Consider the following 25128-nt stretch of genomic DNA (forward strand, 5'->3'; position numbering starts at 1 on the left):
TCATACAAAGGTAGCCTCAAAAAGGGGCTGCCTTTTTTATGTAAGGTTAGGTTTTCTACATAAAAGTAGCCTCTTGAACAAGCTGAATAAAACGGTCTACCTGAGGGAGGTCGCGGGCGTTCTTCTGAAAACAAAGCCACGTTTCTCTAGTTAGGGGTTGGTCATTCAGTGTTAATGGGAGGTGTGGGTATTGATGAAGTTCTTCTGAAGCGACACTTTTCGGAAGAACCGCCATTCCAAGACCTTTCATCATAAACTGCTTACAAGTTTCAATTTGGTCGACTTGAATGCTCTTGTTTGGCTTAAAGGCAGATTGTGTCAGAAACCACTCATCCACTAAGTGATGGAAGGTAGAATCGCTCTTAAATGCAATAAGAGGACGTTCTTTTTCCGAAGAAAAAGGCTTCGTGTCATACAAATAAAGGGGATCACTCAATAGATGAAGGCTTTCCCCGTCTTTCATCGGTTTTCCTCGAATCAGGCGAACATGGAAGTTTTGATCAGGATTCCTGAGGTCCTCACTTAACCCTGTGACAAGATCTATTTTGACATCTGGATAAAGGGATGTGTAGGTTTCTAAGAGGCTAGGCAGAAATTGTTGACTGACTACAGAGGAGGCTCCGATAGATAACGTCCCTGAAACCTGGTCCCCTAACGATTGAAGATGAGCGTGTAATCCATTCTCACGTTCTACGACTTCCTTTGCATGCTTTACCACTTGTTCTCCGACAGGGGTTAAGAGGAGCTTTTTAGACGTTCTGACAAAAATGGGGTGTTGAAAGTGTGTTTCGATGTATCGGAGACGCTGGGTGATAGCTGGCTGAGAAACATATAAATGCTTAGCTGTCCCCCTAACCGTTCCGATGGTCGAAAGGTGAATGAGAAGTTCATAATCTTCTAGCTTCATAGAATTCCCTCCTTGATCGATAAGTTTTTCTTATTGCTTACTATTATAACTTAGTATTATTCCTAATGCGAAAGATCGAATAGGATAGAAGTAGGAGACAAAGGAGGAATGATGATGAACGTAAAACGAGATGTGCAAGAACAGTTTGGAAGAAATGCAGAGCGTTATGTGACAAGTACGACCCACGCAAAAGGAGAAGATCTTTCTTTGATGGTGGAATGGCTCGAGCCGAAGCGGTCATGGAAAGTGCTTGATATTGCAACTGGTGGTGGGCATGTTGCGAATCAGTTAGCTCCTCACGTAAAAGGGGTAATCGTGAGCGATTTGACGAAATCCATGCTTCAAGCAGCAGCTTCCTTTTTATCCCTCCATGAAAACATTGAAGCCGTGTTAGCCGATGCTGAGGATCTACCTTTTTTAGATCATTCATTTGATGTAGTGACGTGCCGTATTGCAGCACACCATTTTCCGAATCCTGATCGCTTCGTTCAAGAGGTGGGGAGAGTGTTGAAACCCGGGGGAGCTTTTGTACTTATTGATAATGTGTCTCCTGAAGATAAGAAGAAGGAAGATTTTTATAATCATTTTGAGAAAAAAAGAGATCATAGCCACCAACGGGCACTTCCGATTTCTGAATGGGAAATGCTGTTGGAACGCTCAAACCTTACAATAAAGAAACAGTCTTTACGAAAGAAAACCCTTCCGTTTCATGAATGGGTCTGCCGTATGGTAGAAGATGAACAAGAGAGGGAAGAGATTCATCAACTGATGGTCGGAGCAGATCAGGAACTCAGAGATTACTATCAAATGAAAGTAGAAAAGGATAGACTGCAGTCCTTCTCTATTGATGAATGGATGGTGTTTGGGACTAAAGCGTAAGAAAAAAAGAGCTTAGAGATCCCCTTTTTGTAAGGCCAGTACGATTTAAGTGGATGTATCAAGTTAGGCAAAATAGACAATTTATTCATGCCATTCTTATCACCTTCTTAAGAATCGATAAAATGATCCTTCTTAATCCGAAAGTTTTTATTGAATTTTTAATAGGGTTTTTCTATGATTGAGGTACGTTTGGGAGAGGAGATTTAGGTGAATGGCATGGGAGATTGTTAATATCATCGCTGTTGCCGCCTTTGCCTTTAGTGGGGCAATTGTGGCGTTAAGTGAGCGATATGATATATTTGGGGTATTTATTTTAGGGCTAGCACCGCCGTTTGTGGGGGGGATTGCTCGAAATATATTTTTGCAAATTGATGTTGTACATGTATGGGAACAGGGTATGTTTCTATATGTGGCCCTTGGAACTATAGCAGTAGTTTATTTCTTTCCGAAATCCTGGGTCATGTTCTGGGATCGGTGGAATGTATACTTAGACGCCATTGGTTTATCAGCGTTTGCTGTCCAGGGTGCGATGTTTGCACTAGAAGCAGAACTTCCGTTTGGCGCTGTTGTCTTTTCAGCTATTATTACTGGCGTTGGCGGAGGAGTTGCGCGTGATGTATTAGCGCAAAGAAGGCCTATGGTTTTACATAAGGAAATTTATGCGGTGTGGGCAATGATGGCTGGTGTATTATTAGCACTTGGATTAGTAGATTATCAGAGTACGGTTCAATTATATGCTCTATTTGGAGCTACAGTGTTGTTCCGTCTTCTTTCTTACCATTTAAACTGGCATCTCATGTTTCGGGACCTTTATAGGATATAATGGAGGAGAGCCTAGTTACATATCCGCTCAGTACAGAGAATAGAATAAATGAAGGAAACTTTAGAAAAGGGAGCGATTTTGATGAGTGATAAACTAAACGTTGGGGTAATCTTCGGGGGAAAATCCTCAGAACACGAAGTATCCTTACAATCAGCAAAAAATATCGTTGACGCGATCGACAAAGACAAATATAACGTAACGCTTATCGGAATCGATAAAGAAGGACAGTGGCATTTAAGTGAACCAAGTCACTATTTATTGAACGAAAATGATCCAAAGCACATTGCTTTAAATAAAACAAACGAAGGAATTGCGCTTGTTCCAGGGCAAGATCATGACCAACTTATACGTACTTCTACCGTAGAGAGCCTAGACGAGTTAGACGTTGTGTTCCCGATTGTTCACGGAACGTTAGGGGAAGATGGTAGTATGCAAGGCATGCTTCGCCTGGCTAATATTCCTTACGTAGGCCCGAATGTGCTTAGTTCTGCGGTCTGTATGGATAAAGACATCGCCAAACGCTTACTTCGCGATGCCGATATTAAAGTGGCAGACTGGGTCACGTTTAAACAACCTCAAAAGCCTGATATTTCCTTTGAAGCCGTTGAAGAGCGCTTAGGGCTACCGATGTTTGTGAAACCTGCTAATCAAGGCTCATCTGTTGGTGTAAGTAAAGTCCGGAATGAGCAAGAATTCTACGATGCGATTGAAGAAGCATTTCAATATGACACGAAATTAATTATAGAAGAAGCGGTTAACGGACGTGAAATTGAAGTAGCTGTTCTAGGAAATGATCATCCGAAGGCGTCTGTACCAGGAGAAATATTGCCACAGGGGGACGACTTCTATTCGTATGATACCAAGTACATTAGTGAAACAGGTGCCCTGTTAGAGCTGCCTGCTAAACTTGATGATCATACAACAGACCGTGTTCGTGAAGCGGCAGTAGAGGCTTTTCAGGCACTTGAGTGCGAAGGATTAGCGCGAGTGGACTTTTTCTTAAAGGAAAATGGGTCCCTTGTTGTCAATGAAGTAAACACACTCCCTGGCTTTACGAAAATTAGTATGTATCCAAAGCTATGGGATTTAACTGGCGTTTCGTATCCGGAGCTTATTAACCAACTGCTTCACCTTGCGATGGATCGTCACCACCGTGATAGTAATCTGAAAAGTTCAATCTAACGAGGAAGCCTTAAGGGATCTTTCCCCTAAGGCTTTTTTGTTACTGTGTGTTGTTTAAGGGAAATGGCTGTTTTGCTTAAAGTGGGTTTAAGGCGGTCCTCCACGCTGGAACTAGACTGGCTCTTCTGCCCACGGGAGTCTCGCAGTTTCCAGGCCCGCCTTTGCCGTATTTGGGTGTATGCAAAAAGCCACCTTGGGAGAAGAAAGCTCTTGTAATTCGAGCAACGGGGCCGTTCCCCTTTATAGCTAGGGTTTGTTCGGGGACTGCGAGACTCCCGCGGGGTAAGGAGCCTAGGGGAGACCCCGCAGAGAGCAAAGCGAACGAGGAGGCTTCCCAGCTCCCCGCAGGAAAGCGAGTTGTCCCCGAACAAACCCCAGCACACATCAAAAGTAACGGCCCATCCCGATTCGGAACAGGAACAAGGGAATAAAAATTTGAAACCATCTTCTATTCTATTCGTACATAAGAGTAGACGATATTTAAAATAAAGGAGTGCAGCTATATGAGTGATAAAGGTTGTCTTAAGTGTGGAAGTACAGATGCAGGTCAAAAGGAAGTAGCAATGACAGGAGCGGGGCTTGCGAAGATGTTTGATGTTCAGAATAACAAATTCTTAGTCATTTACTGCAAAAACTGCGGATACTCTGAGTTCTATAATAAACAAGCTTCAACAGGTGGAAACATACTGGACTTATTCTTTGGATAAAAAAACAGGAGGCGATGGGCTCGCCTCTGTTTTTATTTAGAAGGTAGGTAAAGGAGAGAATGGAGAACATGAAAACAATGTGGGTAGCTGGGATCGCCCTTATGATTGTATTAACAGGGTGCACCTCTGATGCAAGTCAAGAAGAGGATCCGAAAGAAGATCCTTCAACAAATGTTGAGGATACAGAAAAGAGTAAAGAAAGCGAAAATGTTGATACACAAGAAGAGAAAGACCAAGAGAAAGAATCGAATGACCAGAAAGAAGAATCAGAAGAACAAACTTCAGATAAGAAAGACGATTCTCAGAAAAGTGAATCAGATAACAATAAGGAACAATCTACAGAGAATACAAAACCGACCAAACAGATTCCTGCTGATTTAACAGAACAAGAAGCGAAAGCGGTCGTGGTGGAATATAAGAGAGCTTTCTTCGATGTGATTAACAACACAGATGATCAGTTAAAAATACAAGACTATACTTCTCTTCAAGCAATTGAAAGAGAATTCAGGACAGCTATGTCTGAGCCATTGGCAGACGAACTGATGTCTTATTACATACGCCAGGAAAATGGAACACTGTATGTCGTTCCGTCTAGTTCTCCGACTTTCCTAGAAGCGAGCCAGCCAGTTACAGTTGAGCGAATTGATGATAGGACCTACCATGTTGCACAAACCCGTTCAGATGATATGGCTGGAAGTACTAAGATCACGTATAAGCTGATTCATGATGGTACTCAGTGGGTGGTAGATGAGATTAAGAACAAGCAGCTAAATCAAGAAGCATCTTCCGCCAATCAAACTGGCGAACAACAAGCCGTGCTTGCTGTACGTGACTATCTAAATATCAGCTCAAGCGATTCAGTGAAAGTAGAAGTGGATCATGAAGAGAGTGGGAAGTATCTTGTTCACGTTTATGAACTAGTTGAGCAGGAGGGCAATTCTCATACAGCCACAAAAGGTTGGTACTATGTTGACCAGAAAACTGGAAAAGTGACGGATATGATGAATCCGTAAGTGCACTAAGAGAGAGGGAATACTACCTCTCTCTTTCTTTAGAATGGAAAGGGGAGATTGTGTATGGTAAAAGGTAGAGTAGCTGTTGTAACCGGAGCATCAGGTGGGTTTGGTTCTTTGACTACAATGAATTTGGCTAAACAGGGATATGTCGTCCTTGCTGCCATGAGAAATATGGAAAAAGTGTCTGTATTCGATTCTTATCAAAATGAGAAATGGTACAAACAAATAATCCCCGTTCCTTTAGATGTAGCGAAAGAAGAATCGATCCGTGACTTTAAGTATTATATAGAGAAGGTAGGACGATGTGATGTTCTGGTGAATAACGCTGGATATGCACTTGGGGGCTTTAGTGAGGAAATCAAAATCGAAGAATACAGAGATCAGTTCGAGACAAATGTATTTGGAGTCATGGGTATTACCCAAGCGGTCCTTCCAACTATGAGGCGACAAGGATTCGGAAAAATCATCAATGTTAGTAGCATCAGTGGCGTGTTTGGATTCCCAGGCCTATCACCTTATGTCTCCTCTAAATATGCACTAGAAGGCTATAGTGAAAGTTTGCGCCTTGAAGTAAAGCCATTTGGGATTGATGTTGCTTTAGTAGAGCCTGGATCTTATGAGACAAACATCTGGACCTCAGGACGTGTCGTAACTGAACGTTCCCTTCAAGAGGATTCTCCTTATTACTCCTACATGGAAAGCATTGAAAAAGAGTTAAAAAATGGAAAAGACTCCCTCGGTAATCCAAAGGAAGTAGCAGATCTTATCACCGCTCTCGCCAACAAAGGTTCTCTTAAAGCGTTACGTTACCCAGTAGGAAAAGGGGTAAAGGCTCTAGTGAAGGCAAAAGCACTGATGCCTTGGAGTACATTAGAAACGATCATTCTAAAAAAGTTAAAGCAACTTTAACAAGGTCAGCCCAGAAGGCTGACCTTTTTTGTTAAATCTTTGCGACAATCTTACCTGTTACATGACGTTCAGATAGGTCTACTAATGCTTGTGGAACCTCTTTAAGAGAAACCACTTTCTCAAGTAACGTTGAAATGGATCCTTCTTCAATCAGTTGGAACATTTCTTGCCCCATTAAAGCAAGATCTTGTTGTTCCTCCACATTATCTACCAGATGAGCACCACCTAAGGCAATTTGATGGAAGGAAAATGATTTTGTGAAATCTAATGCACTTGAGATATCAGGAGGACCTGCAATAAAGGCTATTTGTCCGTTAAATTGAATCGTATCAAGCGATTTTGTTGCGTTCTCTCGGCCAACGGTGTCGAGTACAGCGTGGACTCCCTTGCCATTTGTGATTTCTAACGTTTTTTCAACGAAATCGTCTTGTTTATAATCGATCGCATAATCTGCTCCAAGTGATTTTACAAGCGCATGGTTAGAAGCAGAAGCTGTAGTGATGACGGTGAGACCAGCTTGTTTCGCAAGTTGGATGGCAAATCCGCCTACACCACCTGCACCAGCATGGATTAAAATCGTCTGACCTGGTTGGATGTGCATTTTACGGAACAGGGCTTGATACGCTGTGTAACCTGCACATGGGACAGCTGCTCCGTTTTCAAACGAAATAGTTTCCGGAAGAATAGAAACCGTGTGTGCAGGTGTCACCGTATACTCCGCAAACGTACCTTTTTTCGACATGTTGCCGTGATAGACGACCCGATCTCCCTTTTGTACCGTTGTGACACCTTCACCGACTTCTTCTACAATCCCAGCTGCATCCACACCAAGAACATGAGGATACTCCCAAGCAGGAAGGCCATTTGTGGCCGTTTTATAATCAACTGGGTTTAGGCCAGCCGCTTTATTTCGAACAAGGATTTCCCCTTTTTGAGGAACAGGCGTATCGATCTCGCCTACTTTCATATCTTGCCATTGATTTTTACCTTCTAACAGCAATGCTTTCATAAGTAGGACCTCCTATAAAAATCGTAATCAGTTCTATTTTGTCATGAAAACGAAGGTTTTAACAGTACGCACTTTTTAGTGCCTAAGGTACTTTGAAGTAATAGTGTGGGCATCCTTATTGAGGATGTTCCCTAACCCTTAGAACACATAAGAAAAGAGCTAACCCTGGGGGATAGCTCTTTTAAATTAACACATAGAATCATTAGGATCAGGGTTCTTTAATCCGAACAGTGGACGGATAAAGAGAGCTAAGAATGTACCAGCAAGGGCCATAATCATCCAAACCCAGCCGTGCAGGCTCATTGAAGCAATGCCGCCAAAGTAAGCGCCGATATTACATCCAAATGCAAGGCGGGCACCGTACCCCATCATAATGCCACCAACGATGGAAGCGAAGAAAATGCCAGGTTTAAATCGCTGTGGTTTAAAGGAACCTTGAGCGGCAGCAGCGATAAAGGCACCTAGAATAATACCGAAGTTCATAACGCTAGTTGAATCAAGAAAGACACTGCTTGTTAATTGATCTGTACTCCCAGCCCAGTATCCCCAGCTGCTTACGTTGACACCGAGAGCCATAAGAACTTTAGAACCCCATAGGGCAAAGGCAGATGTAATGCCCCAAGGATTACCACGTACAGTAAGCGTAAGTGCGTTTAAAATTGCTAGCACAACAGCTGCAAAAAGTAGAGGCCAAGAACCACGCACAAGCTTCTTCCACCCTTTAACTGTAGGAAGTGGTTTCATTTGCGGGGGATTTTTCTTGCGAGCGTATCGTACGGTTAGACCATAAATTCCTGCAAATAGTATGATTTGGAACAACCAGCCTCCAAAGTAGCCGAATCCAGTTGACTCTGCCAGGGATATAGCGCCTAAAGAAGGCATCGTTTCACTTGTCCACCAAGGAAGGTGATAAGCACCAAGTGCTGATCCTGCAATAAATCCAATTAACGTTATAAATAGAGAAGCTTTCCCTCCTCCAACGTTATAAAGCGTACCAGAGGCACAACCGTTACCAAGTTGCATCCCAATTCCAAACAAGAAAGAACCAAAAATAACGCTTATTCCAACGGGGGAAACATATCCGCTCGGCGTCACACCTGTAAAGCTAAATCCTGTCGCCAAAATAATGGCAAACAAAGTAGTTGCAACAGCAAGCATCACCATATGAGCTTGTAATCCTTGCACGTTTCCTACGGAAGTTAAACGTCTGAATGCTGAAGTGAATCCAAACCGGGCATGGAGAAGCGTTAACCCTAGCGCCATCCCAATAATATAAAGAACACCTTGTGTCCATCCCGCAATCGAGACGGATGTTATAAATAGAATAATAGAAACTAGAATCCCTAACGTCACAAGCGGTTTTTGTACCGGGTTAAGTGTGGATGTGACGGTTGTAAAGGGGCGATTTTTAACAGTTGCTGTTTCCATCTTTATTACACCACCAATTCTTATCAATTTACTGTGAATTAAATCCTTTACGTATAATAATATGAATTGATTGATTTGTAAATTAAAAAACTTGGCTCTTAAAAAAAGTATGTGAGGAAGGGCATAAAACGAATGTTTCAAAAGGACATTTTCATCACAGTAGAGCAAATTAACACTTTATACGCATTGAAAATGAGAGGTTTCTTTCTTATAAAAACGGAAACATAACAAGAAAGGAGTGTGGAAGTTATGAAAACATTTACAGTAAGAACAACAGAGCACGATCAAATGATTGATATTACTTCAGAAGTAGAAGATTGGATCAAGACTGAAGGGGTTGAGGAAGGTGTCGTAGTTATTACATCTATGCATACTACTGCTGGAATCACGGTAAATGAGAACGCAGATCCTGATGTGAAAACGGATTTTTTGCGGCGGTTAGATGAAGTATTCCCATGGAATCATCCAAAGGATCTTCATGGTGAAGGCAATACAGCTTCTCATTTGAAAACGAGTACGGTCGGCTCGTCTGAAATGGTCATCATTTCTGAAGGTAAGCTTGTGCTTGGAACGTGGCAAGGCATATATTTCTGTGAATTCGATGGACCTAGAGAGAGAAAGTACGCAGCTACATTAATGCGATAAGCGACTTGGTGGATGAAGTTATTTTTTTCTTACCTTCTATAAGTCTAAGTTTACGTTTTACTCCCCTTCATTAGGGAACTGTGTGAATAACACAATGCAAGGGGGACTAAATGTGAAAGGCATGTTCAAAGTAGGGGTATGTTTTATGTTTTTATCTGTACTCATTCTCTTTCCTTTCAAAAGAAGCGTCCTGAGTGCAGTGGATTTTCCGGATTTATCAGAAGAGACGCGTGGATATAATGAAATTCAATACTTAGCGGACCAAGGGATTATTCATGGATATGAAGATGGTGAATTTAAATCATCTCAGGACGTCACACGACTTCAAGTAACGATGATGTTAGTTCGTGCTTTAGAGCTTTCTATGGATAATCGACCTGATCCAGGTTTGAAAGATGTAAACCCCGAAGACCGGGGGTATCGTTATATTGCTACAGCAGTAGACGAAGGGGTCTTTCAAGGGACTCCGGATGGTTATTTTGAAGGGAGGAGGGACATTACTCGAGGAGAAATGGCTATTGTCTTAGCAAAAGCATTTAACTTAGAGATGGGATCTAATACAGTTGATTTACGAGATGTAGCAGAAGAAGAAACATACATAAGGATAGTCGTTTCTAATCGAATTGCTATTGGGTATCCCGATCAGAAATATCATCAAGATGAATCAACAAACCGTCAAAATTTCTCCGTTATGCTAGCTCGAGCGATAGATCCGAAATACATTGAACCAGCTTTTGGTGGATCTTGGTTAACTCACGCTTCAAACGGTAAGGTTCATCACTGCTTTGCAACGATGGACCAAGGGATTACGTTAGAAAAGATTGTTGAACGTGAAGGAGAGCCGGTGCGTAAAGAACGCATAGGAGAACGGATAGAAGCTGAATATGGCAAGTGTATATACGTATTTGAACAAGAAAAGCCTCGATTGATGAGAGAATTGAACTATGAACCCATGAATGAAGAGATCACGCCCACTTATGTTCATCAAAGAATCCCATCACCTGATCAGACTCAAATGAACGATGGGAAGTATGAAGAGATATATACGTACGATGAATATACAGTAACACTCCAGTACACTTCTAAAACCGGTATTATGGAGAGGCTGCGTATTCAGCCAAATGAGTTGAAAAATGGAACATGGTTTCTCGAGTCGAAGTATTTTAATAATCTAGATCGGGCTGATGGGACACCAACCATCACAAACCCAGAGAATCAACTGGTGCTCGTGAACAAATCAAACGTGTTACCGGCTGATTATACACCTGATTTAACAAGGCCCGACGTTCCATTTGTATTTGGTGATCAGGATTTGAATAAAAGTTATATGCGACCTGAAGCGGCAGAGCAGTTAGAAAGAATGTTTCAAGCCGCGGAAGGAGAGGGATACAGTATTTTAGCCGTCTCGGGATACAGGTCCTTTGATCGTCAAGATTTTCTTTTTCAAGCAGAAGTAGAAGAGTCCGGAAGAGAGGCTGCAGCGAAAGTGGTGGCCCCGCCAGGCACAAGTGAACATCAAACAGGATTGACGATGGATGTGACCTCACCGGCTGTAAACTATGGTTTAGTCCAACGCTTCGGTCAGACAGAAGCGGGGGAATGGTTACAAGCCCATGCTTATGAATATGGTTTTATCCTTCGGTATCCAAAAGGCAAAGAATCTATTACGGGTTACCAGTATGAGCCGTGGCATTTTAGGTATATAGGAAAAGAATATGCGACCCTTATTCACGAAAATGATCTAACGTTAGAAGAGTTCTTTACAAAGATGGATGAAATGTAATAAAAAGCTACGCGCCTCTAAAAAGACGCGTAGCTTTTTCTCTTGCGTTTCTTCTATCGATGCTGTACGCTTCTTCAAGAAAAACGATTGATCGTAAAGGAGTCTGGCCTATGACATGTAAAGCAGTAATCTTTGATTTGGACGGTGTAATAGTCGATACCGTTCCACTCTATTATAAAGCAACGTTACCGGTTATAAATGAGCTTGGTGTTCCATTCACAGAAGCCGATAACCTTGCCTATCAGGGAAGACCGCGTATGGAATTAATCGACATGATTGTAAAACGTTCTGGTAAGGTTTTCACGGAGGAAGAGAAGATCGAGCTAGGGGAGTGGAAAAACCGTAATTATCAAGAGTTGATCGCTCAACTAACTGAAGAAGATGCGATGCCTGGCATTTACAGATTTATTCAAGAGTTATCACAAGCGGGGATTCCAATGGCTCTAGCCTCTGCTAGCTCCAATGCTCAGTTTGTATTGAAACAGTTAGGACTCACTACGTTTTTTGACGTCATTATGGATCCAAAGTCATTAAAGAAAGGAAAACCAGATCCTGAAATCTTCGAAACAGCCGCAGACCGCCTAGGCGTACCCTATGAGAATTGCGTGGCGATTGAAGACGGAGAAGCAGGTTTAGAAGCCATTCGATCCACTCCTATGTTCTCAATTGGAGTAGGAACAGCTCCTTACTTAGACCAAGCAGATTGGACCATCCCAACAACCGCATCTTTAACATTAGAGAATGTCAACTCACAATTTAATAGAAGAGAATCGAAAAAATAATAGAATGGCTCTATTAAGGAGGGGTGTTGATTCACAACTCTTGTTCTAGCTGCGGGTCGTTTCTACTGTTTTTGATAAGGGAGGGCTGGGGAATCGGGAGACTCCTGCAGGAGAAAGAGGTCGACGAGACCCCGGACGGAACGGAGTGAGGGAGGAGGCTCGACAGCTCGCCTGCGGAAAGCGAGTCGTTCCCCAGACCTCCCTAGCTCTCATTAACCGTAAACGGCCCTATCCACATTAACGCTCAGATCAAGTGGACGGAACTTCCTTACACAAAAGAGGCGATTGCTTTGTCCAATACTTTCTTTAACTCATTAAAATGAGGTTTAATAATATAATCAATCGCTCCGATATGAAGAGCTTCTTGAATATGAAAGTGCTGACCGATCGAGGAGCACATAACGATTTTACTGTCTGAATTGATTTCTATCATCTTACGTAAGCAGCTCATACCACAATAATACGGAATAATAATATCTAAGATCGTAATATCCGGCTTGTGTAATCGAAACAACTCTATAGCTTCAAGGCCATCAGCAGCCTCAGCTATAACATGATAGTTAGAGTTAGCAAGCTGGTCTCGTAGGAAACACCTGGTGAGCTTAGAATCATCCACTAACATAACACTAAACATGCAACAAACATCCTTCTTCTTTAAATTATGACTATATAGGGGATGGAATCGTAACAAAAGCAGGCTGTAACAGATTCGTCTACCTACGCTATTAAATAGGAATAAATCCCCTATATTACCTATCACTACTATATCATCAATTCGACAAAATGTGACAAAATTACCATAAAAAAATAGAGTATAAATAGTAGTTTTATAGCCAGCTTCTGGTTCTTTATCTATATTTCCCTTCGTATAGTTTACTAGAAGGGAGCACGGGAGTATGCGTAAGTGGGTCATAATGATATGTGTTTTAGTATTGGTATGTGGTGTTACAGAAGAAATGATTTGGGCTGAAGAGGATGAGGCTCTTCGGTATGTAGCGATAGGGGATGAAGGAACGATGGGAGCGATCTCTGGGCGTTCTTTTGGAGTGAGTTATGTAGATTTAATTGCTGAGACGTTAAAGCAACACCATTCCACTGTAACGATTTCAACTGATCTTCTAGGTAAAAGTTATACCTCTGAAGCGTTACTGCATGCAATAGAGAATGAAAACGTTGAATCGATAGAGGAAGCCGATCTGATCACCTTATCGATCGGGCGTCAAGATTTATTGAATTATGTGGAGTTGAACGAACAAGGACAACTTGTCGCTTTTGAGCCAAGTATGTCTGAGATTCTGAAATTAAGGGAAACGATTGAAGCTATCCTTCTTGAAATTAAGAAAGAAACATCATCAAATCAGGTGTATGTAGTCGGGTATGCTCCCATTTTCTCAAGCGTATATGCTCAGGAGGAAGAGTCCTTGGATGAATTTATTAACCAAGCAAACAGAATGTTGGAAACGGTCGTTCATGAACAAGGCTTTCACTTTGTTCCATATTCCGAAGTTGGAGAAGACCCTACCCATTCATACGAAACCATCCCGACCCAGCATTGGCATGATCAAGTAGCCAAAGCATTTACGAATCAGCTGAACCTAAAAAAGGCCACAACCTACAGTTCTGTTCGCGCAGATCTCCTTCTTGAAAACCGCGTAAGTTTACTTTTTAGGAAAGTAGGAATTGACATAACAGAAGAAGACAAGCCCGTTCCTTACGAAGAAGCTCTGTTGGTATTAGGTACGTTCATTCCACAGATGGAAGAGACAAGCCTCGTTACAACTTCGCTTGATCGCTCAGATCCTCTATATGAAACGGTCGTAGGTTTGAAGCAGCTTGGCATAATGGAGCCATTCACTCCTGATCAGCGGAAAAGTAATATGCAAAGAGGAGAATTTACCATGATCCTTGCGCAAATTTTTGGAACAGGTGTAAAAGAAGTTGGAGATTTTAAAGATATCCAAATGGATGATCAAAGGGCTAAGCGGATAAATGCACTCGAGCATATAGGTATTGTGGAAGGATATAGGGATGGAACATTTCAACCTGATCGTTTTCTCTCAAATAGAGAGCTTTACCGCATCGTAAAAAGAACATATGAAGTGTATTTTAAAGAAATAGAAAAACGGACGAGTTCTAAATAGAAGCTCGTCCGTTTTTCTATTGCTGTTGAGAGAGACCGAAATTAAAAGCTACAAGATGTTTCTTAGAGGCGTCTCTTAAATTGGTGAAGACCTTTTTCGCATTTGGAGGTAGATTCTTGATTTCTAGGAAGCGGTTATACATGGCAATATTGTCAATTTCAGCTTGAACGGCTTGTTGTAATGCAACTTTTATAGAAGAAGGCATTCCTACATAGTCCTTTGCCTTATTTGTGGGAATCTCTATATCGGTTTGGTTATATAAACGTTCTAATGCTTCTATATGCTTTTTTTCAGCTGTTTGAATTTTAGGAAACGGGAAGACTTGACCATATTTTTGTATCACAAGTTTGTATCGCTCTTGGGCAAGGTATTCATCTTCAATAGCATATTGTAATGCCTCCTCGTAAGTTATACGAGGAGCTTTTAAAGCCCCCTTTGCTCCATAATCAGCTGGAGGGGTTTGGGCGTTAATGAGTGAGCTTGCTAAGAAAACGATAAAGCTAAAAACAATTAAACCAATTCGAAAACGGCGGGAAAGTAGAAATCTCATTTTGACACTCCTTATCTGTGTATTTTCCGTTAGGGTGTGCAATATAGGATAAAAGATTCCAGAACAGCCAATTGATTTGTTTAAATTAAAGAAAAATCAGGAACACTAGCTAAGAAACAAATGATGAAGGGAGTCTTGAGAAATGAATGATCAACAGGCAAAAGACAAAATTTTAGAAGTATTAGACCATCATAAAATTGGAACACTTGCTACTGTTCAACAAAATAAACCTCATTCCCGTTATATGACTTTCCATAATGAAGAGTTGCATTTGTATACAGCAACAGATAAGGATACTCACAAAGCAGAGGAAATTGAAAACAATCCATACGTGCACATTTTGTTAGGGTATGATGGAGACGGCTTTAAGGATCCTTACATTGAAGTCGAAGGTAAGGCTGTTATTAACGATTCTAAAGAACTAAAAGAAAAGTTATGGAACGATTATATGAAGCATTGGTTTAAAGGCCCTGAAGATCCAGATTATATCGTTCTAGACATTCAGCCCACTCAAATTAGATTAATGAATGTAGAAGGGGAAGACCCTAAAACCATTCAATTATAAAAATGGAAGAACCTGTTATAATTTGGATAACAGGTTCTTTTAATTTTTTACGAAAAAACGCTATAAATCTAACCGAATCTTTACTGCTTTAATGCAGAAAAACATACCTCTAATTGAGAATAGATTCGATCGAATGTGTCAAAAATATTACAGAATGAGAAAGTACTTTAAACCGTTGAAATGATAGGGATTAAGCAGGGTAAAAAAATCAGATTATACACGTCGTATAATCTGTACAGTTTAAAATGATTATTAATAAAAATGTAGTTTTTTCATTTACAAACGTAGGTTATGGAGAGTACAATGAAAATTGTAAACGGAAGTTTTAGCTCTGGAAATGCAGGGAAATGCTTTTGTAAGAAATTAATAAGGAGGGTCACACAATGACCATCATGTTTTCAAAAGCTCGTGAATTATTCGAGAAAGATTATCAAAACAGCCAAGAGCTAACAGCTAGCAACACAACAACTCAGAACACAAACGCTGCTAAAAAAGGTAAGATGGGAGCCAGAGCAAAAAAGAAAAAGAGAAAATAAGTAACCAATAGGGAAGGATTCTACATTCATGCTTACGAAAATTAAAGAAGTGCCTGTGTAGCAATGAACTCGATTCATAGAAAGTTACATCTTGCTCATTATTTCAGTATAAGATCAAGCAGGCACTTTCTTTTACATAATTTGATTTCACCAGACCACCGTTCAACAGAAGGGTGTTTTTTTGTGTGATTAAACGTAAAAAGAGAGGACGGTAGTGTCCTCTCTGGCTACTAAGAAATGATTTTAATGGTAATGGTTCTTCTTCCATAATCTAAAGCATCTTTCCTGTCCTTCATATAGATATCAATCCGGTTTCCTTTAATCGCGCTTCCGATATCTCCTGCCACTGCTGTCCCATATCCTTCTATATATACTTTTGTACCTAATGGGATTACATTAGGGTCAACAGCAATCACCTTAAGATTTGGATTCTTTAACAAATTAATGCCGGTTCTTGTTATCCCACTGCATCCCTCACATTGAGCTGTGTAGGCGGTCGCTTCAACTGTAACTTCTTTTGAATATGTCTTCTTAGTTGTAATAGCTTTCTCTTTTTTGGAAAGGGCATGTGTTGAAGCTGGTTTCTGTAAGAAGCATGGTGTTGCTTCTTTCTTCTGTAGTGTAATTTCTTTATTTATAGTATGAGATTCATAAGTTCTGTCTGTTGAATTAGGATCCATTGATTGGGCTTGTACAACTTGATTATTAGAAATGAAGAAACTAGTAAACATAAAGGCAATGAGGAACGTGGAGATTGTCGTCATAAGTAAGTGTTTCATCAATCATCCTCCTTTAGTAACTGAGATGAGTATAGCAGGTCTACTCCTGAAACCCTATTAAAGAACCGTGACATTTACAAGACAATCAGAAGACAAACATGACAGTTATGTAACATGGAGGAGAGGGGGAGGTTGAAATAGTCGAAAAGGTCTATAATCGTTTATTTTCTATAGGTATTTAGAATCAAATGCATTTTTATTTCACAATTATATTTCAGAATATTTCTATCAGTAAAAAAACTTCTAGATTACGCATATTGAATGAAAGCAACGCCTGTGTAAATAAATGGAATAGGGCGAAAGTAAGCAAATATCCTGTAAAATCGCTATCATAAAGCCATTTTTGATTTTTCTATTATTATGATAAATTAGTTAGCAATTGTTCTTATGTGAAGCGAAGACATAAGCAAGAGTACCACTTTGATCAGTTCTACTGGTCCCTCTAATTATTCATCTTCGTTTTGTTTTCTAAAGATCCGGATCAGAAAACAGCATTTTTTTCATTTCCACAGAGTTCACATGAGTAGCGCGCGTAAGTATACGCTTTAAGCTAGCAGATTTAGTCAAATCAAATTGATTGTACAGGAGAGGAAACTAAACTTATGGAACTACAACAAGATCCAACATTATTATGGTTTATTGGATTATACGCCCTACTTATGATAGGTATTGGGGTATTTATGTCAAAGAAAGTCTCTGGAGCTGAGGACTTCGTGCTCGCCGGGAAAAGCCTGGGACCGTTTGTATTAATGGGAACCCTGCTCGCTACTTGGACAGGGAGCGGAAGTATCTCTGGAGGAGAAACTTCGATGGCATTCAGCTATGGAATTAAACCATCGCTTATGCTAATGGCACCAACACTATTTGGAATTATTATGCTTTACATTGTAGCACCTAAAATCCGTGCTTTCGGTAAATATACGGTATCAGGAATTTTAGAAGCAAAATACGGTAAGCTCGCTAGAAATATAGCAAGTGTCATTATAATACTTGCTTATGTAGGAATTGTATCCTATCAGATGAAAGGGTTCGGGTTTATTCTGAACTTAACGACAGGCATGACCGTTGAAACAGGGACGATGATCGGTGCAGCACTAATTATTTTCCTTGCGATGATCGGAGGATTACGCTCTGTTTCTCAAACAGATGCATTGAGTGGATTTCTAATGGTAGGAGGTTTACTCATTACAGTTCCTACAATCTTTGTAATTGCAGGTGGCTGGGAAGAGATTGTTGCAAATGTACCTAAGTCTCACATGGAGCAAACGGGTGGACTATCAACGATTCAACTACTTGGTTACTTACTACCGTCTCTTTTCTTATTATTAGGAGACCAAAATATGTACCAACGATTAGCCTCCTCAAAAAGCGATCGATCGTCTAAAAAAGCACAGATCGGTTGGTTAATTGCTATGCTGGTAATTTCACCAGCTATCTCATTGATTGCCTTTGCATCCCGGTCGTTATTCCCGAATATCGATCCTGGCATGGCCCTTATGGCCACGACGACTGTAATGCCAATCGCTATTGGTGGAATCTTGTTAGCTGCAGCGGCTTCGTTTATTATTACAACCGGAAATTCCTATTTACTTTCAGCAGCGACAAATCTAACGTATGATATATATAGAAACTATATCAATCCGCAAGCGTCTGATGAGAAACAACTCCGCGTGACAAAAGGTTTTATCGTCTTCTTAGGAGTGTTTGCCTTTGTCATTATCACGTACTTCCCAAGTGTACTAGCTGTTCAAATGTATGCTTACACCGTTTACGGAGCAGGAATTACACCAGCTGTGCTGGCTGTATTCTTCTGGAAACGTGTGACAGCAGCAGGGGGGATCTCCTCTATGATAGCTGGTGTAAGTTCTACGCTTATTTGGGAAGTCGTTCTACAGAAGCCATTTGATTTAAACAGTGTGGTCATTGCTGTACCGGTGGCTATTCTATTCTTAATTGTAGTTACGCTTAGCACAAACAACAAACAAACGTCTGACCTTGCGCAATCAGCTTAGGGAGAGTGAAAAAATGAAACAACGATTACAACAATTAACCCAATGGATGAAGAAAGAGTCAGTAGATGTCTCTTTCTTCAACTCTACAGAAAATGTCTTTTATCTTACAGACTTTCACACAGATCCTCACGAACGTTTAATGGGACTGTTTGTGTTTCAAGATGCAGAACCCATTTTTGTCGTTCCAGGAATGGAAGCAGGGCAAGTGAAAGATGCAGGTTGGCCTTATGAAGTGCTTGGCTATGCAGATCACGAAGACCCATGGGCATTAGTGAAGGATGCTCTTACCAATCGTGAGATCAAACCAGTGGAAAAGGTAGCCTTTGAAGAGGATGTTTTAACTTACGGCAGAAGCCAGTCTCTTCTTCGTTTATTTAATGGAGCTTCTCCTGTATCAGTAGAAGAAACTATTAATCATATGCGCCTTGAGAAAGATGAGGGTGAGATTGAAGTCATGCGCCGTGCGGCTGAGATGGCAGACTACGGTGTGAAAGTAGGTGTTGAGGCTCTCCGTGAAGGCGTAACAGAAATGGAAGTCTTAGCGAAGATTGAGTACGAACTAAAGAAAAAAGGAATTCGCGAGATGTCCTTCTCTACAATGGTCCTTTTCGGTGAGAAATCAGGGCAGCCTCATGGGAACCCTGGAGATCGTCAACTACAAAAAGGGGACTTTGTCTTGTTTGATTTAGGTGTAGTCTTAGAAGGATACACATCAGATATTACAAGAACCTTTGCATATGGATCGGTTTCAGATGAGCAGCGGACTATATACGAAACAGTATTAGCAGCACAACACGCCTCGCTTGATATAAGTAAGCCAGGTACGAGAATTGGGGACTTGGATCAAGTAGCACGTGATGTGATTGAGAAAGCGGGTTACGGAAAATTATTCCCCCACCGCATCGGTCACGGCCTTGGTATAAACGTACACGAATTCCCGTCAATGAGTCACTTAAATGATCAACAGCTTAAAGTGGGAATGACGTATACACTTGAGCCAGGCATATATGACCCTAACGTTGGTGGCGTTCGTATTGAAGATGATGTGCTTATCACAGAAGACGGATTTGAAACCCTAACCAACTATCCAAAAGAACTACAAATTATAGAGTAACAAGAAACCCGCCTTTTTGGCGGGTTTCTTTGTTCCTTAAAATTAGGCGCCGCCTCCGTTTGGTGAGTGCTAGGGGGGATAACTCGCTTTCCTTTTTGGAGCTAGAAAGTCTCTTTGTAAGCTGGCCCTATGGGGCGCCAGAGCACACTACTTACGTTATTGAAAAAACTTCTTAAACTTCTCCATCTCTTCTTGTGTATGTTCTTTCGTCTCATCGAAATAGGGGTTGTCTTTTGTAACATCTTTAGGGTCTAGATCTGTTCTCATGGATAGAGAAGGTTGATCTGGTGTTTCACCAATGAAGCGGTCATTTAGTTCATTGAAGTTAGGCTGATTCTTTTGATTTTGATGTTTTTTCATCGTGCACCTCCTAAAGATAGGATGGGTTCAATAAGTGGAACTATGTAAAAAAACTCCCCGGTAAGGGGAGTTTTTTATGAGCTAAGGATATGCACGTTTACGTTTTGGCGACGACCATAATCCAAAGCGTCGCTATTCTTTTTCATATATAAATCAACGCGGTTGCCTTGAATCGCACTGCCGATATCACCAGCGATAGCTCGACCGTACCCTTCTACATAAACTTCAGAACCTAGTGGGATAACAGATGGGTCAACAGCAATGACTTTTTTGTTAGGGTTTTCGAGTAGATTAATTCCTGTTTTTGTTATTCCGCTGCAGCCATCACAATGAGCTGTATACGCTGTAGCTTCTACTTGAACCGTACGTTTAACGTTTGAAGGGACTTCTTTGTCTTCCTCTTCATAGCGGGCAAAGTTAGTATCTTTTTTATCGACTTTTATTTCTTTTATCGGAAGAGAAACGCTTTGAACAGCTATTTCTTCTTGTTCTGTTAATTGGTTATCTTTCGTATCCTGCTTTTCAGCGTGAACTGGAGTCATCCCAAGTCCAAGGATTCCAAGAGCAATAAGGGGCGCTACCAATGATCTGATGATGTTATTCATATAAGTTCCTCCTTCACATTCATTAGAAGGCATGAAAAAAAGCCATCATGCTCCCTGAAGGTTAAATGGCTTTGACTGCAAGCAAATGGCGTAAATCGATTCGTTCGTTGAAAATCCTTCTATAGGAAAGCTTTTTTCCTTCCACATGATAAGGTAACACGGTGGTAGGTATGTGTAAACCATTCTTCGATAATTTTTGAGAATGAAACTCGTTCTCGATTAATAGCGAGAATAAAATTATCTCCTTCGCTCAAGCTAATGGCATACAGTTACGAAAAGGAGAGCGTACACATGAAATTCAAGTTAATTGATTGGCCAACGTTTATTGGGGCACTGATTTTATTATTAGCGGTTTCGGTCCCGCTAGTGGTGTTTCCAGAGGCAGGGAACAATGTAGTGAACATAGCTAATGAGTTTATGACCAGAAGGCTTGGTGTTGTTTACTTAATTGCTGGTCTTGGAATCTTATTCTTTATGCTTTATGTTTCGTTCAGCGAGAAAGGCAAGATCAAGTTAGGGGATATAGATGAAGAACCAGAGTTTAATAATTTCTCTTGGGCTGGTATGATCTTTTGCGCTGGTATTGGTGCGAGTATTCTTTACTGGTCAACGATTGAGTGGGCCTACTACTACCAGAGTCCTCCTTTTGGAATTGAACAAGGGACAGAAGAAGCGATTTTATGGGCGAGTTCTTACGGTATGTTCCACTGGGGTCCTATAGCATGGGGGATGTATTCCCTGCCAGCTTTAACGATCGCTTACTTTTACTACGTTCGTAAGAAGCCAGTTTTAAAAATAAGCGAAGCGACACGGCCTGTCATTGGTAAATTAGCTGATACTCCAATTGGTAATCTGATTGATATTCTCTTCATGTTCGGTCTGATCGGAGGGGCCGCGACAACGCTTGCTCTTGGTACGCCAATGATTGCTTATGGATTAGAGAATTTATTTGGCATACAGGTTAGTTTACTTGTCAAAACAATCGTTTTACTTGTCTGTACAACCATCTTCGCAGTAAGTGCGTATGTAGGATTGAACAAAGGGATTAAAGTGTTAAGTGATATTAACTTATGGGGCTCGATCTTCCTGATTGCTTTTGTATTTGTGTTCGGCCCAACACAGTTTATTGCAGAGACCACCTTTAATAGTATTGGATTGATCTTTGATAATTTCTTTAGAATGAGTACCTGGACAGAACCATACAACAGCTTAGGGCCATATGAGCGAACAGGTTTTCCTGAGAGCTGGACTATTTTTTACTGGGCCTGGTGGCTTGTATATGCTCCGTTTGTAGGGCTGTTTGTCGCTAAGATCTCAAGAGGAAGAACCTTAAAGCAAATGGTTCTTGGAACAATTGCCTACGGTTCGACTGGGAGTATATTGTTTTTTGGTGTCATTGGGAACTTTGGTTTGCACATGCAGCTTACGGGAGAGTTCGACGTTATTTCCGTTCTTGAAAATAATGAGCCGGCTAAAGCGATTATCGATGTGATTGGAAGTCTGCCTCTATCGTTTGTAATGGTGGCTTTGTTTACGATTCTGTCTGTGATCTTTTTGGCTACTACCTTTGATTCAAGTTCTTACATTCTGGCATCTGTTGTTCAGAATGAAGTAGAAGGAGAGCCTTTAAGATGGAATCGTTTATTCTGGGCATTTGCTCTTTGTTTAATGCCTCTAGTACTCATGTTTTTAGGTGGGCTATCCGCTCTTCAAACAGCAAGTATTGTAGGAGGGTTTCCACTCATCTTTATCATGATCCTGCTGGCCATTTCGTTCATGAAAGCCTCCACGTGGGATATCCAAGATGCGGGGGAGTATGAACCAAAAGCCATCCATATTGATTTTGAGGACGTCAAAAAGGTCCGTAAGAAAAAGAAAGATAAAAAGGGACCAGATGAAACCCATGTTGAAGATGACGACAAAGAATAGGGAAAGTAAACCTACATCAAAGGAGACACAACTATGAAAAAAGGTATCATCGATTGGCCTACGTTTCTTGGAGCTTTCATCCTTTTACTGCTCGTAACCATTCCTTTAATCCTCTTCCCTGATAAGGGGGCTGAGTATGTCAATCAGGCTAACACCTTTGTAACAACCAATTTCGGGGTTCTGTACTTATTGGTTGGATTAGGAATCTTTTTCTTCTTAATTTATGTCGCATTTAGTGATAATGGTCGAGTAAAGCTAGGAGAAGCAGATGAAAAGCCAGAATTCAACAACTTTTCCTGGGCGGGAATGCTTTTCTGTGCTGGAATTGGATCCAGTATTTTGTATTGGGGAACGATTGAGTGGGCGTATTATTATCAAGGACCTCCATTTGGGATTGAACCAGGTACAAAGGAGGCAATCGCTTGGGCAAGTACGTATGGCATCTTTCACTGGGGGCCGATTGCTTGGGCTATTTACACACTTCCTGCCTTACCGATGGCGTATTTCTACTATGTTCGTAAGAAGCCGGTATTAAAAGTAAGTGAGGCGACACGCCCATTAATTGGTAACTTGGCAAATGGGCCAGTCGGTACAGCAATAGATATCTTATTTATGTTTGGGCTACTTGGAGGAGCGGGGACTACGCTCGCTTTAGGTACTCCTATGATTGCTGAAGGAATCAATGAAATTACAGGAATCCCGGTTAATATGGTTATGAAGACCGCTATTCTTGCCATTGTTACACTTATCTTCGCGATTAGTGCATATAGCGGCTTGAAGAAAGGGATCAAAATTTTAAGTGACCTTAACTTGTGGTTATCCATTTTCTTATTAGCATTTGTATTTTTATTTGGGCCTACGAGGTTTATGGCTGAGACAACGACCAATAGTCTTGGATTATTACTCGATAACTTCTTCCATATGAGTACATGGACAGAACCTTACAATGCCCTTGGACCCTATGAGAAAACAAGCTTTCCTGAATCATGGACTGTCTTCTACTGGGCCTGGTGGCTCGTGTACGCTCCTTTTGTAGGGTTATTCGTGGCAAAGATCTCAAGAGGCCGTTCTATTCGTCAAATGATTCTAGGGACGATTATATATGGAACGATTGGAAGTATTTTGTTCTTTGGAATTATCGGAAACTATGGTCTGCATATGCAGCTTACAGGTGAATTTGACGTTATTAACGTGCTGAATAATGAAGGTGCCCCTCAGGCTATTATCGAGATAATCGGACAGCTTCCTCTAGCTTGGTTTATGATTTTTATTTTTACGATCTTGGCTATTATCTTCCTGGCCACTACATTTGACTCTAGTTCTTATATCTTGGCTTCTGTTGTCCAGAAGGAAGTAGAAGACGAGCCACTTCGCTGGAATCGTTTGTTCTGGGCATTTGCCCTTTGCCTTATGCCTTTAGTGCTCATGTTTCTTGGTGGGCTTGGGACGTTACAGACAGCTGCGATTGTCGGAGGTTTTCCTTTATTGTTCATCATGATTATGCTCGCGTGGTCGTTTATGAGAGCTTCATCAGAAGACATTCGCGCTTCTGAACATTATGAACCGAAGACGTTCGCACTCAATTATAAGAAAATTGTACAGCGTCTGAAGCGGAAGAAAAAGAGAGAAGAGAAACAAAAAGGTCCCGTTGATGCACATTTCGAAGATGAAGAAAAAGACAAAGATCATTCGGATGAGACAAAAGATTAAACGAAAGAGCCTGAAGCAAAAAATGCTTCAGGCTCTTTCGTGCACAATGCCCTTTTAAGTTTTTGGATCTGTTAAAGTTGTTTGTTGATTTTTACATGTTACATATATAAGTCCCTAATATGGAGCACCGGAAAGTGAGAATGTTTCCGCGTTAACCTGAGCGTAAGGTGGTTCGGGAAATCACTCGCTTTCCGCGGCCCCGCACGAGGTGGGGTCGTTCGACGTTGGCGATTGACGTGACGGTCTTAGTCGAACTTCATTATTCCCTTAAAAGCCTCCTCGCTGGAACTAGACTGGGTCCTTCTGCCGCAGGAGTCTCACAATTTCCCGCACAACCTTTTCCATATTTAGAAGAACGGAAACATGCCATATTAGAAGATAGAGTTGAATCTAAGCGATGACCCAGCTGGAGGGCCGTCTCATCAAACTTAGATAAGGGGTGTCTGGGGAACGGGGAGACTCCTGCGGGAGAAAGAGGTCGACGAGACCCCGCAGGGCACGATTTTTGCCCGAGGAGGCTCGACAGCTCGCCCGCGGAAAGCGAGTCGTTCCCCAGACACCCCAAGCACTAGTCAATAAAGACGGCCCCATCTACACTTCAATGTCTCAGCTTTTGGTATTGAAAAAGCCTTTAAAATAACAACACTAAACTATAACAGAGCCAAGTTTTTAGAAAACCAACAACCCAATCAAATGTTTAATGAATTACCAAGTAGGCTACAAATTTACATAATATTTAATAAATATACTTGATCCG

Annotated in this window: 24 protein-coding genes; 16 read left to right on the top strand and 8 right to left on the bottom strand. The window is 41.2% G+C overall.

All coding sequences use genetic code 11. The annotated features are described in order from the left end of the window. Positions 1-55: 55 nt before the first annotated feature. Positions 56-907 carry a LysR family transcriptional regulator gene (locus tag LQ226_RS01300; RefSeq protein ID WP_231415982.1) on the bottom strand — a complete coding sequence of 284 codons (852 nt, stop codon included), beginning with the start codon at positions 905-907 and terminating at the stop codon, positions 56-58. Between the two features lie 108 nt (positions 908-1015). Here LQ226_RS01300 and LQ226_RS01305 point away from each other — a divergent pair, with 108 nt between their 5' ends. The 6 genes from LQ226_RS01305 (at position 1016) to LQ226_RS01330 (ending at position 6423) form a co-directional block, all read left to right on the top strand. Continuing rightward, positions 1016-1786 (top strand): class I SAM-dependent methyltransferase, encoded by a 771-nt coding sequence (locus LQ226_RS01305; RefSeq protein WP_354665932.1) that lies wholly within the window; start codon positions 1016-1018, stop codon positions 1784-1786. A gap of 211 nt (positions 1787-1997) precedes the next feature. Continuing rightward, entirely contained in the window at positions 1998-2609 is a 612-nt protein-coding gene (locus LQ226_RS01310) for a trimeric intracellular cation channel family protein (RefSeq protein WP_231415983.1), read from the top strand. An 81-nt stretch (positions 2610-2690) separates the two neighbouring features. After that, on the top strand, positions 2691-3791 hold the full coding sequence (gene ddlA, locus LQ226_RS01315) for a D-alanine--D-alanine ligase (protein WP_231415985.1): 1101 nt from the start codon (positions 2691-2693) through the stop codon (positions 3789-3791). Between the two features lie 503 nt (positions 3792-4294). Next, entirely contained in the window at positions 4295-4498 is a 204-nt protein-coding gene (locus LQ226_RS01320) for a zinc ribbon domain-containing protein (protein WP_231415987.1), read from the top strand. Between the two features lie 68 nt (positions 4499-4566). Continuing rightward, positions 4567-5511 (top strand): hypothetical protein, encoded by a 945-nt coding sequence (locus LQ226_RS01325; RefSeq protein ID WP_231415989.1) that lies wholly within the window; start codon positions 4567-4569, stop codon positions 5509-5511. Positions 5512-5574: 63 nt separating this feature from the next. Beyond that, positions 5575-6423, top strand: coding sequence for an SDR family oxidoreductase (locus LQ226_RS01330; protein ID WP_231415990.1), 849 nt, complete (start codon positions 5575-5577; stop codon positions 6421-6423). Between the two features lie 31 nt (positions 6424-6454). Here the strand turns inward: LQ226_RS01330 and LQ226_RS01335 are convergent, their stop codons facing one another. Continuing rightward, a complete protein-coding gene (locus LQ226_RS01335) occupies positions 6455-7432 on the bottom strand; it encodes a zinc-binding dehydrogenase (RefSeq protein WP_231415991.1) in 978 nt (325 codons plus the stop codon). 186 nt (positions 7433-7618) lie between these two features. Continuing rightward, a complete protein-coding gene (locus LQ226_RS01340) occupies positions 7619-8860 on the bottom strand; it encodes a YeeE/YedE family protein (RefSeq protein WP_231415993.1) in 1242 nt (413 codons plus the stop codon). 249 nt (positions 8861-9109) lie between these two features. Between LQ226_RS01340 and LQ226_RS01345 the strand changes: the two genes are divergently transcribed. From LQ226_RS01345 to pgmB, 3 genes are all read left to right on the top strand, one after another. Then, positions 9110-9505 (top strand): secondary thiamine-phosphate synthase enzyme YjbQ, encoded by a 396-nt coding sequence (locus LQ226_RS01345; RefSeq protein WP_231415994.1) that lies wholly within the window; start codon positions 9110-9112, stop codon positions 9503-9505. 121 nt (positions 9506-9626) lie between these two features. Beyond that, positions 9627-11288, top strand: coding sequence for a D-alanyl-D-alanine carboxypeptidase family protein (locus tag LQ226_RS01350; protein ID WP_231417542.1), 1662 nt, complete (start codon positions 9627-9629; stop codon positions 11286-11288). A gap of 110 nt (positions 11289-11398) precedes the next feature. Then, on the top strand, positions 11399-12070 hold the full coding sequence (gene pgmB, locus LQ226_RS01355) for a beta-phosphoglucomutase (protein WP_231415996.1): 672 nt from the start codon (positions 11399-11401) through the stop codon (positions 12068-12070). Between the two features lie 268 nt (positions 12071-12338). Here pgmB and LQ226_RS01360 read toward each other — a convergent pair whose 3' ends face one another. Further along, entirely contained in the window at positions 12339-12704 is a 366-nt protein-coding gene (locus LQ226_RS01360; RefSeq protein WP_231415998.1) for a response regulator, read from the bottom strand. Between the two features lie 262 nt (positions 12705-12966). Here LQ226_RS01360 and LQ226_RS01365 point away from each other — a divergent pair, with 262 nt between their 5' ends. Then, a complete protein-coding gene (locus LQ226_RS01365) occupies positions 12967-14211 on the top strand; it encodes an S-layer homology domain-containing protein (protein ID WP_231416000.1) in 1245 nt (414 codons plus the stop codon). 16 nt (positions 14212-14227) lie between these two features. Here the strand turns inward: LQ226_RS01365 and LQ226_RS01370 are convergent, their stop codons facing one another. Continuing rightward, complete coding sequence (locus LQ226_RS01370; protein WP_231416001.1) at positions 14228-14761, bottom strand: ferritin-like domain-containing protein; 534 nt, start codon at positions 14759-14761, stop codon at positions 14228-14230. Positions 14762-14903: 142 nt separating this feature from the next. Between LQ226_RS01370 and LQ226_RS01375 the strand changes: the two genes are divergently transcribed. Further along, positions 14904-15326 (top strand): pyridoxamine 5'-phosphate oxidase family protein, encoded by a 423-nt coding sequence (locus LQ226_RS01375; protein WP_231416003.1) that lies wholly within the window; start codon positions 14904-14906, stop codon positions 15324-15326. Positions 15327-15709: 383 nt separating this feature from the next. Then, complete coding sequence (locus tag LQ226_RS01380) at positions 15710-15862, top strand: hypothetical protein (RefSeq protein ID WP_231416004.1); 153 nt, start codon at positions 15710-15712, stop codon at positions 15860-15862. A gap of 230 nt (positions 15863-16092) precedes the next feature. Here the strand turns inward: LQ226_RS01380 and LQ226_RS21085 are convergent, their stop codons facing one another. After that, complete coding sequence (locus LQ226_RS21085) at positions 16093-16641, bottom strand: 3D domain-containing protein (RefSeq protein ID WP_354665933.1); 549 nt, start codon at positions 16639-16641, stop codon at positions 16093-16095. A 602-nt stretch (positions 16642-17243) separates the two neighbouring features. On the opposite strand from LQ226_RS21085, the gene LQ226_RS01390 reads away from it, so the two are divergent. Both LQ226_RS01390 and LQ226_RS01395 read left to right on the top strand, forming a co-directional pair. After that, entirely contained in the window at positions 17244-18653 is a 1410-nt protein-coding gene (locus tag LQ226_RS01390; RefSeq protein ID WP_231416006.1) for a sodium:solute symporter family protein, read from the top strand. Positions 18654-18666: 13 nt separating this feature from the next. Then, positions 18667-19767, top strand: coding sequence for a M24 family metallopeptidase (locus LQ226_RS01395; RefSeq protein ID WP_231416007.1), 1101 nt, complete (start codon positions 18667-18669; stop codon positions 19765-19767). 156 nt (positions 19768-19923) lie between these two features. On the opposite strand, the gene LQ226_RS01400 is transcribed toward LQ226_RS01395, so the two are convergent. Beyond that, the gene (locus LQ226_RS01400; RefSeq protein ID WP_231416009.1) at positions 19924-20127 is read right to left on the bottom strand and encodes a hypothetical protein; all 204 of its coding nucleotides are present in this window, start codon (positions 20125-20127) and stop codon (positions 19924-19926) included. A 74-nt stretch (positions 20128-20201) separates the two neighbouring features. Further along, positions 20202-20732 (bottom strand): 3D domain-containing protein, encoded by a 531-nt coding sequence (locus tag LQ226_RS21090; RefSeq protein ID WP_370635414.1) that lies wholly within the window; start codon positions 20730-20732, stop codon positions 20202-20204. A 291-nt stretch (positions 20733-21023) separates the two neighbouring features. Here LQ226_RS21090 and LQ226_RS01410 point away from each other — a divergent pair, with 291 nt between their 5' ends. Together LQ226_RS01410 and LQ226_RS01415 are read left to right on the top strand one after the other, a co-directional pair. After that, positions 21024-22661 carry a BCCT family transporter gene (locus LQ226_RS01410; protein WP_231416011.1) on the top strand — a complete coding sequence of 546 codons (1638 nt, stop codon included), beginning with the start codon at positions 21024-21026 and terminating at the stop codon, positions 22659-22661. 33 nt (positions 22662-22694) lie between these two features. Further along, complete coding sequence (locus tag LQ226_RS01415; RefSeq protein ID WP_231416012.1) at positions 22695-24371, top strand: BCCT family transporter; 1677 nt, start codon at positions 22695-22697, stop codon at positions 24369-24371. Positions 24372-25128: the final 757 nt, after the last annotated feature.

The sequence above is a fragment of the Pontibacillus sp. HN14 genome (assembly GCF_021129245.1).
Lineage (GTDB): Bacteria > Bacillota > Bacilli > Bacillales > BH030062 > Pontibacillus.